This window comes from Pseudomonas sp. G34 (assembly GCF_031119625.1).
GTDB lineage: Bacteria > Pseudomonadota > Gammaproteobacteria > Pseudomonadales > Pseudomonadaceae > Aquipseudomonas.
Genome location: NZ_JAVHZV010000030.1, coordinates 247943 through 260992, shown reverse-complemented (window position 1 = coordinate 260992; position 13050 = coordinate 247943). Strand labels below are relative to the sequence as shown.

The 13050-nt window shown below is 62.3% G+C and carries 9 protein-coding genes; all 9 read left to right on the top strand.

Annotation, left to right across the window (positions count from 1 at the left end; all coding sequences use genetic code 11):
• The first annotated feature begins 120 nt into the window (after nucleotides 1-120).
• The gene (locus tag QYS36_RS22750) at nucleotides 121-1185 is read left to right on the top strand and encodes a pilus assembly protein PilM (RefSeq protein ID WP_308841637.1); all 1065 of its coding nucleotides are present in this window, start codon (nucleotides 121-123) and stop codon (nucleotides 1183-1185) included.
• Nucleotides 1185-1757: a type 4a pilus biogenesis protein PilN gene (gene pilN, locus QYS36_RS22745; protein WP_230123288.1), complete on the top strand. Its 573-nt coding sequence runs from the start codon at nucleotides 1185-1187 to the stop codon at nucleotides 1755-1757. Before QYS36_RS22750 ends, pilN begins: the two co-directional genes overlap by 1 nt.
• The gene (gene pilO, locus QYS36_RS22740) at nucleotides 1754-2377 is read left to right on the top strand and encodes a type 4a pilus biogenesis protein PilO (protein WP_308841636.1); all 624 of its coding nucleotides are present in this window, start codon (nucleotides 1754-1756) and stop codon (nucleotides 2375-2377) included. Before pilN ends, pilO begins: the two co-directional genes overlap by 4 nt.
• Nucleotides 2374-2892, top strand: coding sequence for a type 4a pilus biogenesis lipoprotein PilP (gene pilP, locus QYS36_RS22735; RefSeq protein ID WP_308841635.1), 519 nt, complete (start codon nucleotides 2374-2376; stop codon nucleotides 2890-2892). The genes pilO and pilP overlap by 4 nt, the downstream gene beginning before the upstream one ends.
• A 54-nt stretch (nucleotides 2893-2946) precedes the next feature.
• Nucleotides 2947-5082, top strand: coding sequence for a type IV pilus secretin PilQ (gene pilQ, locus QYS36_RS22730; RefSeq protein ID WP_308841634.1), 2136 nt, complete (start codon nucleotides 2947-2949; stop codon nucleotides 5080-5082).
• Nucleotides 5083-5085: 3 nt separating this feature from the next.
• The gene (gene aroK, locus QYS36_RS22725) at nucleotides 5086-5604 is read left to right on the top strand and encodes a shikimate kinase AroK (RefSeq protein ID WP_111461259.1); all 519 of its coding nucleotides are present in this window, start codon (nucleotides 5086-5088) and stop codon (nucleotides 5602-5604) included.
• Between the two features lie 51 nt (nucleotides 5605-5655).
• Nucleotides 5656-6762 (top strand): 3-dehydroquinate synthase, encoded by a 1107-nt coding sequence (gene aroB, locus QYS36_RS22720; RefSeq protein ID WP_308841633.1) that lies wholly within the window; start codon nucleotides 5656-5658, stop codon nucleotides 6760-6762.
• A 7-nt stretch (nucleotides 6763-6769) separates the two neighbouring features.
• Nucleotides 6770-8374, top strand: a complete 1605-nt coding sequence (locus tag QYS36_RS22715; RefSeq protein WP_308841632.1) for an AAA family ATPase — start codon at nucleotides 6770-6772, stop codon at nucleotides 8372-8374.
• Nucleotides 8375-8579: 205 nt separating this feature from the next.
• Nucleotides 8580-13028 (top strand): glutamate synthase large subunit, encoded by a 4449-nt coding sequence (gltB, locus tag QYS36_RS22710; protein ID WP_308841631.1) that lies wholly within the window; start codon nucleotides 8580-8582, stop codon nucleotides 13026-13028.
• Nucleotides 13029-13050 lie beyond the last annotated feature (22 nt).

Below are 13050 nucleotides of genomic sequence, written 5' to 3'. Positions count from 1 at the left end.
CTGATCACATTATAAGCGTTTTTTTTGCCGGGGAGCCATTTGCGCTTCTGTCAAGTCTGCTATTTAATGTGGAAAAACATAAATCATCCGTAAGTTATGGATGTGAATAGGAAATCGGTCGTGCTAGGGCTCTTCAGTAAAAAAGCGAATACGCTTTTGGGGATCGATATAAGTTCGACCTCCGTCAAGCTCCTCGAATTGAGTCGCTCAGGTAGCCGCTACAAGGTAGAGGCGTACGCTGTAGAGCCACTCCCCGCCAACGCCGTGGTCGAAAAGAACATTGCCGAGCTCGAGGGCGTTGGTCAGGCCCTGTCGCGTGTGCTCGCCAAGGCCAAGACCAATGTGCGCTCGGTGTCCGTGGCCGTTGCCGGCTCGGCGGTGATCACCAAGACGGTCGAAATGGAAGCGGGCCTGTCGGACGACGAGCTGGAAAACCAGCTCAAGCTCGAAGCCGACCAGTACATTCCCTACCCCCTTGAAGAGGTGGCGATCGACTTCGAAGTTCAGGGCATTTCACCGCGCAACCCTGATCGGGTCGAAGTGCTGCTGGCTGCCTGCCGCAAGGAAAACGTCGAAGTCCGCGAGGCGGCTCTGGCCCTTGCCGGCCTGACCGCCAAGGTCGTCGATGTCGAAGCCTACGCGCTCGAGCGTGCCTATGACCTGCTGGCCGAGCAACTGGGCGGTGGGCACGAGGAATTGACTGTGGCCGTCGTCGACATCGGCGCCACCATGACCACCCTCAGCGTGCTGCACAATGGCCGCACCATCTACACCCGCGAGCAGCTCTTCGGCGGCCGCCAGCTGACCGAGGAAATCCAGCGCCGCTACGGCCTTTCCGTCGATGAGGCCGGGCTTGCCAAGAAGCAGGGCGGCCTGCCCGACGATTACGAAAGCGAAGTGCTGCAGCCGTTCAAGGACGCGCTGGTGCAACAGGTCTCCCGCTCGCTGCAGTTCTTCTTCGCTGCCGGCCAGTACAACGATGTGGATTACATCCTGTTGGCCGGTGGAACCGCCTCGATCCCGGATCTCGATCGCCTCATCCAGCAGAAGATCGGCACCCAGACCCTGGTCGCCAACCCCTTCGCGGACATGGCCCTCAGCGGCAAGGTGAATGCGGGCGCGCTGGCCAGTGATGCACCGGCACTGATGATTGCCTGCGGCCTGGCGATGAGGAGTTTCGACTGATGGCGCGGATTAACCTCCTTCCCTGGCGCGAGCAACTGCGTGAAGAGCGCAAGCAGCGCTTTCTGGTATCCCTTGGCGGTCTGCTGGTCGCGGCGGCGGCCCTGGTGTTCCTGGGCGACCAGTACCTCAATGGTGAAATCGAGAACCAGCAGGCCCGTAACGATTTCGTGCGCAAGGAAATTGCCGTGCTCGATACCCGCATCGCGGAAATCAGCGAGCTGCGCACCCGCCGCCAGCAGCTGCTGGAACGGATGAAGATCATTCAGGACCTGCAGGGCAACCGCCCGATCATTGGCCATGTGTTCGACCAGTTGGTCAGGACGCTGCCCGATGGTGTGTATTTCACTGGGGTGAAAATGACCGGCAAGAGCATCGCCATCGTCGGCGCGGCCGAATCGAACAGTCGCGTATCCAAGCTGATGCGTGACATGGATGCCTCCGACTGGCTGACCGCGCCCAACCTGACCGAGGTCAAGGCGGTCACCGCTGGTGCCTTGGATCAGGCCAACACCTTCCAGCTGACCGTGCAGCAAGCGCAGCCGGGCAAGGACAACGCGGAGGTCAAGCCATGAGCCTCAATGATTCTCTGGCCAGTCTGCGCAAGATCGATATCAATGATCTCGATCTGAACAACATCGGCTCGTGGCCTGCCGCAGCCAAGGTGATTGCCGGCTTTCTGGCGGTCGTGCTGGTGCTGGCGCTCGGCTACAACTTCCACCTCAAGGATCTGCAGGCCACCCTGGATCAACAGCGGCTGGATGAAGAAACCCTCAAGGAGCAATTTTCCACCAAGGCGTTTCAGGCGGCCAACCTCGAGGCTTACCGTGAGCAGATGAAAGAGGCCGAGACGTCCTTCGGCGCCCTGCTCAAACAGCTGCCCAGCGACACCGAAGTGCCGGGTCTGCTCGAAGATATCACCCGTATCGGCCTGGACAGCGGCCTGGAGTTCGAGGAGATCAAGTTGCTACCGGAAGCCACCCAGCCGTTCTATATCGAACTGCCTATCCAGATTCAGGTGGTTGGTGGCTATCACGACCTGGCGACTTTCGTCAGTGGCGTCGCCAGCCAGCCGCGGATCGTCACGCTGCATGATTTCGAGTTGGTGCCGGCCGAGCAAGGCAGCACTTCCAAGCTGCGCATGAGCGTGCTGGCCAAGACCTACCGCTACAACGACAAGGGGGCACATCAATGAAACGCGTCCTTGTGCCTAGCCTGTTGCTGCTGACCCTGAGTGGCTGTGGTGGCGGTGACTTCAGTGATCTGCAAGCTTACATGGATGAGGTACGGGCGCGGCCAAGAGGTCAGATAGAGCCCTTGCCGCAGCCTGAACCCTACGAAAGTTTCACCTATAGCGCTGCCGCGTTGCGCAGCCCCTTCCAGCCGCCGGTGAAGATCGATATGGTCGCCCGGGCGAAAGGCAGCAAGGAAATCAAGCCCGACGAAACCCGCGTCAAGCAGTTTCTCGAAGGCTTCAATATCGAACTGTTCGAAATGGTCGGCACGCTGGCCAACGATAATGGTTCGTTCGCACTGGTAAGCGGTGCCGGTGGTGTACATCGCGTCAAGGTCGGGGATTACCTGGGACGCAATGAAGGCCGCATCGTTGCCATCGACAGCGCCAAGATCGACGTGGTCGAAATTGTCCCCGACGGAGATGGCGGCTGGCTCGAGCGTCCTCGCACCCTCACTCTGAAGGAACGCTCCTGAGGAGCGAGGTCAAGCATGAATAGAAATAACCGGTCTGCCAAACGGAATCCAAGCATGAACAGCTCTCTCTCGCGCCTAAGCATTTCGCTGCTGGTGGCACTGCTCTCTCCTGCCGCTCTGGCCGCCAACCTGCAGGCGCTGGACGTGGCGGCTCTGCCGGGCGACCGTGTCGAGCTGAAACTGACCTTCGATGAGCCGGTGGCGGCGCCACGCGGCTATACCATCGAGCAGCCGGCGCGTATCGCCCTGGATCTGCCGGGGGTATCCAACAAACTGGGCGTGAAGAATCGCGAGTTGGGCATGGGCAATGCGCGCAGCGTTACTGTGGTCGAGGCCAAGGATCGCACGCGGCTGATCATCAACCTGACCAACCTCTCGCCTTATAACACCCGCACCGAGGGCAACAACCTGTTCGTGCAGGTCGGTACCGGCATTGCTACTTCGGCAACCACCACGGCGGCAGCGCCGGTGAGCGCGCCCGCTGCTGCCCGCTCCGCCACGGCGGCAACGCCCAAGGTGTTCGGTGCGGTAAACAAGTCGATCAGCAATATCGACTTCCAGCGCGGTGAGCAGGGTGAGGGCAATGTTGTCATCAACCTGTCCGATGCTTCGGTCAGCCCTGATATCCAGGAGCGCGGCGGCAAGATCATCCTCAATTTCAACCGTACCCAGCTGCCTGAGGCGCTGCGTGTGCGTTTGGACGTCAAGGACTTCGCCACGCCGGTGCAGTTCGTCAGCGCGACTGGTACGGGCGACGATGCGAGCATCGTCATCGAGCCGGTCGGTGCTTTCGATTACCTGGCCTACCAGACCGAGAACAAGCTGACCCTGAGCGTCAAGCCACTGACCCAGGAGGATGCCGACAAGCGTCAGGCCGAGCGCTTCGCCTATACCGGCGAGAAGCTGTCGCTGAACTTCCAGGATATCGACGTCCGTTCGGTACTGCAGCTGATCGCCGACTTCACCGACCTGAACCTGGTCGCCAGTGACACGGTGGCCGGCAATATCACCCTGCGCCTGCAGAACGTGCCGTGGGACCAGGCGCTGGATCTGGTGCTGAAAACCAAGGGCCTGGACAAGCGTCAGGTCGGCAACGTGCTGCTGGTGGCTCCGGCGGAAGAGATTGCCGCCCGTGAGCGTCAGGAACTGGAATCGCAGAAGCAGATCGCCGAGCTGGCGCCACTGCGCCGTGAGCTGATTCAGGTCAACTACGCCAAGGCCGCCGATATGGCCAAGCTGTTTCAGTCGGTGACCAGTGCCGATGGTGGTGTGGCGGATGATCGTGGCTCGATTACTGTTGACGAGCGTACCAATAGCATCATCGCCTACCAGACCCAGGAGCGTCTGGACGAGCTGCGCCGCATCGTCGCTCAGTTGGATGTGGCGGTGCGTCAGGTGATGATCGAAGCACGTATTGTTGAGGCCAACGTCAACTACGGCAAGTCTCTTGGTGTCAGGTGGGGCGGCGCTGGACGGGGTGGTAACTTTAGCGTCTACGGCAAGGACGGTGCTACGACCTTCGAGGATGGCCAGGCGTTCCTACCAGGTACAAGTACGATTGGTAACTTCGAGGCCGAAGAGGGTACGGCACCTGTGCCGTTCGTCGACATGGGCGTAGCCAACAGTACATCTGGTATTGGCATTGGCTTCCTGACCAACAACATCGTGCTGGATCTGCAGCTCTCGGCCATGGAGAGTTCCGGTAATGGTGAAATCGTTTCCCAGCCGAAGGTCGTTACCTCGGACAAGGAGACGGCGAAGATTCTTAGAGGTCAGGAAATTCCCTACCAGGAAGCCAGCTCGAGTGGTGCCACCTCCACCTCGTTCAAGGAAGCAGCATTGTCCCTGGAGGTGACCCCGCAGATCACCCCAGACAATCGCATCATCATGGAAGTCAAGGTGAATAAGGACTCTGCGGACTATGAGCGTGCGATCGCAGGTGGCGCGCCGCCCATCAACAAGAACGAGGTCAACGCCAAGGTTCTGGTTTCCGATGGTGAGACCATCGTGATCGGTGGTGTATTCGAAAACGCTCAGAGTAAAGCCGTCTCCAAGGTACCGTTCCTCGGCGATGTCCCCTACCTGGGCCGCCTGTTCCGCCGCGACATCGTCACCGACAACAAGACCGAGTTGCTGATTTTCATCACGCCGCGCATCATGAACAGTCAAGCGGTGGCCGTGAGTCGGTAATTTGTGCGTAATCTGATCCTTGTCGGCCCGATGGGTGCTGGAAAAAGCACCATCGGGCGTTTGCTGGCCAAAGAGCTGCGGTTGCCATTCAAGGACTCCGACAAGGAGATCGAACAGCGTACCGGTGCCGATATTCCCTGGATTTTCGATGTCGAGGGTGAGCAGGGTTTTCGCGAGCGCGAGCAGGCGGTGATCTGCTCGCTGTGCGAGTCCGATGGCCTGGTTCTGGCGACGGGGGGCGGCGCGGTATTGCGTCCGCAGAACCGTCAGGCGCTGCGAAACAGTGGGCGGGTTGTTTATCTGCATGCCTCGGTGGAGCAGCAGATCGACCGCACGGCCCGTGATCGTAATCGGCCGCTGTTGCGCGCACCCAATCCCGGGCAGGTGCTGGCTGACCTGCTGGCCATTCGTGATCCGCTGTACCGGGAGATCGCCGACGTGATCATCGAGACCGATGAGCGTCCGCCGCGTATGGTCGTCCAGGAAATTCTCGAGCGGCTGGAAGCGCTGGCGCCCCGTTAATGACAGGGCAGAACTGCGCTATCCTAGAGCCCTTTTCCAATCGGGGGCTCCATGCAAACACTTCATGTTGATCTCGCTGAGCGCAGCTACCCCATACATATCGGGACTGATCTGCTGAGCCGTGTCGATCTGCTGGCGCCGCATATCGCCGGTCGTCAGGTGGCCATCGTCACCAACCAGACCATCGCGCCGCTGTACCTGCAGACGCTGCAGGACACATTGGCCGATTACCGCGTCACCCCGATCGTGCTGCCTGATGGCGAGGCGTTCAAGAACTGGGAAACCCTGCAGCTCATTTTCGATGGCCTGCTCGGCGCGCGCCATGACCGGCGTACCACCGTTCTGGCGCTGGGCGGCGGGGTGATCGGCGATATGGCCGGTTTCGCCGCTGCCTGTTATCAGCGTGGTGTGAACTTCATTCAGCTGCCGACTACGCTGCTGTCCCAGGTCGATTCGTCGGTCGGTGGCAAGACCGGCATCAACCACCCGCTGGGCAAGAACATGGTCGGCGCGTTCTATCAGCCGCAGGCCGTGCTGATCGATACCCGCAGCCTGGAGACCTTGCCGCCCCGCGAGCTGTCGGCGGGCCTGGCGGAAGTGATCAAGTACGGGCTGATCTGCGATGAACCGTTCCTGGGTTGGCTCGAGCAGAACATGGCCGCCTTGCGCAGCCTGGATCAGGCCGCGTTGACCGAGGCCATCGAGCGCTCCTGTGCAGCCAAGGCACGCGTCGTCGGCGCTGACGAGAAAGAGAATGGCGTGCGCGCCACGCTGAACCTCGGGCATACCTTCGGCCATGCCATCGAGACCGAGATGGGCTATGGCGTCTGGCTGCACGGTGAAGCCGTGGCGGCAGGAACGGTGATGGCCTTGGAGATGTCTTATCGCCTGGGCTGGATCAATGCCGACGAGCGTGATCGTGGTATTCGTCTGTTCCAGGCTGCTGGCCTGCCTGTGGTGCCGCCGCAGGCGATGACCCCCGAACAGTTCATGGAGCACATGGCCGTGGACAAGAAGGTGCTGGATGGCCAGATGCGCCTGGTGCTGCTGCGTTCGCTGGGCGAAGCGGTGGTGACCAGCGATTACCCGGCAGACATATTGAGTGCCACCCTGGCTGCCGATTACCCGGCGCTGGTGGCTCGGCTTAACAATCAGTGAGTATTCAATGACCAGTTTGCACGCCGACGAAGCATTCCTCGACCACTACCAGTTCACCCACGATCCGTTCGCGGCGCGGGTGCCTGGGTTCAAGTTCTTCCCGGCGCAACGCAAGCCGGTGCTCGGGCAGCTGCATCACCTGGCGCGCTACAGCCAGTTGTTGCTGGTGGTTACCGGCCCCGAGGGCAGCGGCAAGACCCTGCTGCGCCAGGCGCTGGTCGCCAGTACCAACAAGCAGGCCGTGCACAATGTGGTGGTCTCGGCCCAGGGCGCCGCCGATCCGGCGACCCTGTTGCGCCATGTCGCCCAGGGGCTCAATACGCAGCAGACCGATCACGCCTCGCTGCTCGGTCAGGTTGGCCAACTGTCGCTGACCGGGCAGGAGGTGTACCTGCTGATCGACGATGCCGAAGAGCTCAGTGATGCGGCGATCGATGAACTGTTGACCCTGGCGCAAGGCAACAGCGACGGTCGCCCTCACGTCTTTCTGTTCGCCGATACCGATCTGATCGCGCGCCTGGATGCCCTGAGCAATGGCGAAGAATCGTTCCATGTGATCGAGCTGCAGCCCTACAGCGAAGAGGAAACCCGTGAGTACCTGGCCGTTCGCCTGGAAGGTGCGGCCCAGGGCATCGAACTGCTGTCCGAAGAGCAGATCGAGCTGATTCACGAGCGCTCTGGCGGCTGGCCCGGTGAAATCAACCGGGTGGCGCGCGACGTACTGATCGACGCCATGGCAGCACGCCGCGGTGCGGTAAAGGCTGGTGGCTTTGCGCTCAAGCTGCCCAAGAAGCACCTGCTCGCGCTGGGGGTGGTCGCCGTCGGTGTGGCTGCCGCCTTGTTGATGCAGGGCCGCTCCGAGCCTACCGACGCGCAAGCGCCGGCCCAGGCTCAGCTGCCCATGGGGGCGGCGCCGCAGCCTGAAACCGTGCCGAGTGCGCCGGCTGTTGCCGAGCAAGGCGCTGATGGTCGGCCGCCAATCGAGTTCGCGGGTAGCAATCAGCCGTTGCCGTTGCCGCTGGTGGGGCAGTCGCAGCCGGTCATCCGTCAGCCACTGGCCCAGGCGGCTGGTGAGACCGACGGTGAAGCGAATGTCGAGTTGCCGGAGTCCACGCCGACGGCGCCGGTCACCGTCCCCCCGAGTGCCGCGCAGAATGTGCCCGCGCCGACGCCTGCTCCGGCACCGCAAGTGGCCACGCCCGCTGCACCCCAGCCGAAACCGGCCGAACAGCCGAAGCCGGCGCAGCAACCCAAACCCGCTACGCCGCCCGCCACGGCAACCCGGCCCGCGCCCACGACGCCAGCGCCGGCTACGGCGGGTGGCTCGCAAGCCAACAGCTGGTATGCGGCGCAGAACAAGAGCCACTACACCCTGCAGGTGCTCGGGACGAGTACCGAGGCCGCGGCGCGTTCCTTCATCAGTCAGAACGGCGCGCAGTACCGCTACTTCAAGAAGATGCACCAGGGTAAGCCACTTTTCGTCATCACTTATGGTAGCTTTGCCAGCCGCGATGCCGCCCAGGCTGCCGTGAAGACCCTGCCTGCCAAGGTTCAGGCCGGCAAGCCCTGGCCGAAGACCTTCGCCAGTGTTACCCAGGAAATGGCGAACTGATCGAAGCGAGCCCGTTGCGCACAAACTGACGCAACGGGCTCTTTCATTTTTGCGACATTTTATTCCTGTTTTTCGTCACATTATTCTTTGTGACGCCCATCTCGCTATGTACAATGCCCTCCGTTTGCCTGCGCAACGCGGCGTTTAGACCTGCGCGCGGATTAGAGAAAAACGCCTGAGAAAGGCTGTCTGGTGAGAGTCCCCTATGAAAGCAGGTTTGTACCGTCCTGATGAGTTCAAGGATAACTGCGGCTTCGGCCTGATCGCCCACATGCAGGGTGAGGCCAGCCATCACCTGTTGCAGACGGCGATCGAAGCACTGACCTGCATGACCCACCGTGGCGGTATCAACGCCGACGGCAAGACGGGTGATGGCTGCGGTTTGCTGATTCAGAAGCCCGATCTGTTCCTGCGCGCCGTCGCCCAGGACACCTTTGGTGTCGAACTGCCCAAGCAATATGCCGTCGGCATGGTCTTCCTCAATCAGGATGACGCCAAGGCCAGTGCTGCCCGCGACAACATGAACCGCGAAATCCAGGCGGCTGGCCTGACCCTGGTCGGCTGGCGCAAGGTGCCGATCGATACCAGCGTGCTCGGCCAGCTGGCCCTCGAGCGCCTGCCGCAGATCGAGCAGGTATTCATCGGCGGTGAAGGCCTGAGCGACCAGGAATTCGCCATCAAGCTGTTCTGTGCCCGCCGCCGTTCTTCGGTGGCCAACGCCGCCGACAGCGAGCACTACATCTGCAGCTTCTCGCACAAGACCATCATCTACAAAGGCCTGATGATGCCGGCCGACCTGCAGCAGTTCTACCCGGACCTGGGTGACGAGCGCCTGCAGACCGCCATCTGCGTGTTCCACCAGCGCTTTTCCACCAATACCCTGCCGAAGTGGCCGCTGGCTCAGCCGTTCCGTTTCCTCGCCCACAACGGTGAGATCAACACCATCACCGGTAACCGCAACTGGGCCCAGGCACGCCGTACCAAGTTCGAGAATGGCCAGATCCCGGCCCTCGAAGAGCTCGGCCCGCTGGTCAACCGCGTAGGCTCCGACTCGTCGAGCATGGACAACATGCTCGAGCTGATGGTCACCGGCGGCATCGACCTGTTCCGCGGCGTGCGCATGATCATTCCGCCAGCCTGGCAGAACGTCGAGACCATGGATGCCGACCTGCGGGCGTTCTACGAATACAACTCCATGCACATGGAGCCCTGGGATGGCCCGGCCGGCGTGGTGCTGACCGACGGCCGTCATGCCGTGTGCCTGCTCGACCGCAATGGCCTGCGCCCGGCGCGCTGGGTGACCACCACCAACGGCTACATCACCCTCGCCTCGGAAATCGGCGTGTGGAATTACCAGCCCGAAGACGTGGTTGCCAAAGGCCGTGTCGGCCCGGGCCAGATCCTTGCCGTGGATACCGAAACTGGCCAGGTGCTGACCACCGACGACATCGACAACCGCCTTAAGTCCCGCCACCCCTACAAGCAGTGGCTGCGCAAGAGTGCGCTGCGCATTCGCGCGACCATGGAAGACAACGACCATGGTTCGGCCTTCTACGAGGCCGATCAGCTCAAGCAGTACATGAAGATGTTCCAGGTCACCTTCGAGGAGCGTGACCAGGTGCTGCGCCCGCTCGCCGAGCAGGGCCAGGAAGCCGTCGGCTCCATGGGTGACGACACGCCGATGGCGGTACTCAGCCAGCGTGTGCGCTCGCCCTATGATTACTTCCGCCAGCAGTTCGCCCAGGTCACCAACCCGCCGATCGACCCGCTGCGCGAAGCCATCGTCATGTCCCTGGAGATCTGCCTCGGTGCCGAGCGCAATATCTTCGAGGAGTCGCCGGAGCACGCTTCGCGGGTGATCCTCAGCTCGCCGGTGATCTCCCCGGCCAAGTGGCGCAGCCTGATGAACCTGGAGCGCCCGGGTTTCGAGCGGCAGATCATCGACCTCAACTACGATGAGTCGATCGGCCTGGAAGCGGCCGTGCGCAACATGGCCGACCAGGCCGAAGAAGCGGTGCGTTCCGGCAAGGTGTTGCTGGTGCTCACCGACCGCCACATCGCCCCAGGCAAGCTGCCGGCGCATGCCGCGCTGGTCACCGGCGCGGTGCACCACCGCCTGACCGAGACCGGCCTGCGTTGCGACTGCAACATCCTGGTGGAAACCGCCACCGCCCGTGACCCGCACCACTATGCGGTGCTGATCGGCTTCGGTGCCTCGGCGGTCTATCCGTTCCTGGCCTACGAAGTGCTGGGCGACCTGATCCGCACCGGCGAAGTGCTGGGCGATCTGTACGAAGTGTTCAAGTACTACCGCAAGGGCATTTCCAAGGGACTGCTGAAGATCCTCTCGAAGATGGGCATCTCCACCGTCGGTTCCTACCGCGGTGCCCAGCTGTTCGAAGCCGTTGGCCTGGCCGACGAAGTCACCGAGCTGTGCTTCCGTGGTGTGCCGAGTCGCCTCAAGGGTGCGCGTTTCGTCGACCTGGAAGCCGAGCAGAAGGCCCTGGCAGGCGAAGCCTGGAACAACCGCAAGGCGATCCAGCAGGGCGGCCTGCTGAAGTTCGTCTACGGCGGCGAGTACCACGCCTACAACCCGGATGTGGTCAACACCCTGCAGGCGGCGGTGAAGCAGGGCAGCTACGAGACCTTCAAGGAATACACCAAACTGGTGGATACCCGCCCGGTGTCGATGCTGCGCGACCTGCTGCAGGTCAAGCTGGCCGACCAGCCGCTGAGCCTGGACGAAGTCGAGCCGCTGGAAGCGATCTTCAAGCGTTTCGATGCTGCCGGTATCTCCCTGGGCGCGCTGTCGCCAGAGGCTCACGAAGCCCTGGCCGAGGCGATGAACCGCCTCGGCGCGCGCTCCAACTCCGGCGAGGGCGGTGAAGACCCGGCCCGTTACGGCACCATCAAGAGCTCGAAGATCAAGCAGATCGCCACCGGCCGTTTCGGGGTCACCCCGGAATACCTGGTCAATGCCGAAGTGCTGCAGATCAAGGTGGCCCAGGGTGCCAAGCCAGGCGAAGGCGGCCAGCTGCCGGGCGGCAAGGTCAACGGCCTGATCGCCAAGCTGCGCTACGCCGTACCGGGCGTGACGCTGATCTCGCCGCCGCCGCACCACGACATCTACTCGATCGAAGACCTGGCGCAGCTGATCTATGACCTCAAGCAGGTCAACCCCAGCGCCCTGGTGTCGGTCAAGCTGGTCTCCGAAGCGGGCGTCGGTACCATCGCCGCGGGTGTCGCCAAGGCCTACGCCGACCTGATCACCATTTCCGGCTACGACGGCGGCACCGGCGCTTCGCCGCTAACTTCCATCAAGTACGCCGGCGCGCCCTGGGAGCTCGGCCTCGCCGAAACCCACCAGACGTTGCGCGGCAACGACCTGCGCGGCAAGGTGCGGGTACAGACCGATGGCGGCCTGAAAACCGGCCTCGACGTGATCAAGGCGGCGATTCTCGGTGCCGAGAGCTTTGGCTTCGGCACCGCGCCAATGGTCGCCCTGGGCTGCAAGTACCTGCGCATCTGCCACCTGAACAACTGCGCCACCGGCGTGGCCACCCAGAACGACAAGCTGCGCAAGGATCACTTCATCGGCACCGTCGACATGGTGGTGAATTTCTTCACCTATGTCGCCGAAGAAACCCGCGAGTGGCTGGCCAAGCTGGGCGTGCGCAGCCTGGGTGAGCTGATCGGTCGTACCGACCTGCTGGAAATCCTGCCGGGCGAAAGCGCCAAGCAGAACCACCTGGATCTGACCCCGCTGCTCGGTAGCGACCATATCCCGGCCGACAAGCCGCAGTTCTGTGAAGTCGACCGTAACCCGCCGTTCGACCAGGGCCTGCTGGCCGAAGAGATGCTGTCGATGGCCAAGTCGGCGATCGACAGCGCCAGTGGCGGCGACTACCAGCTGGACATCTGCAACTGCGATCGCTCCATCGGTGCCCGCGTGTCCGGCGAAATCGCCCGGGTGCATGGCAACCAGGGCATGGTCAAGGCGCCGATCACCTTCCGCTTCAAGGGTACTGCCGGGCAGAGCTTTGGCGTGTGGAACGCCGGTGGCCTGAACCTGTATCTCGAAGGTGACGCCAACGACTACGTCGGCAAGGGCATGACCGCTGGCAAGCTGGTGATCGTGCCGCCGAAGGGCAGCCCGTTCAAAACCCAGGACAGCGCGATCATCGGCAACACCTGCCTGTACGGCGCCACCGGTGGCAAGCTGTTCGCGGCCGGTACCGCCGGTGAGCGTTTCGCGGTGCGCAACTCCGGCGCCCACGCGGTGGTGGAAGGCGTGGGCGACCACTGCTGCGAATACATGACCGGTGGTTTCGTCTGCGTGCTGGGCAAGACCGGCTACAACTTCGGTTCCGGCATGACCGGCGGTTTCGCCTATGTGCTCGACCTGGACAACAGCTTCTACGACCGCGTGAACCACGAGCTGGTGGAAATCCAGCGCATCAACAGCGAGTCCATGGAGGCTTACCGTAGCCACCTGGAGCGCGTGCTGGTCGAGTACGTCGAGGAGACGTCGAGCGAGTGGGGCCGTAATCTGCTGGAAAACCTGGACGACTACCTGCGCAAGTTCTGGCTGGTCAAACCCAAGGCCGCGAACCTCAAGTCGCTGCTCTCCAGCATCCGCGCCAACCCGCAATAAGCAGCTTCAAGCGGCGGCCCTG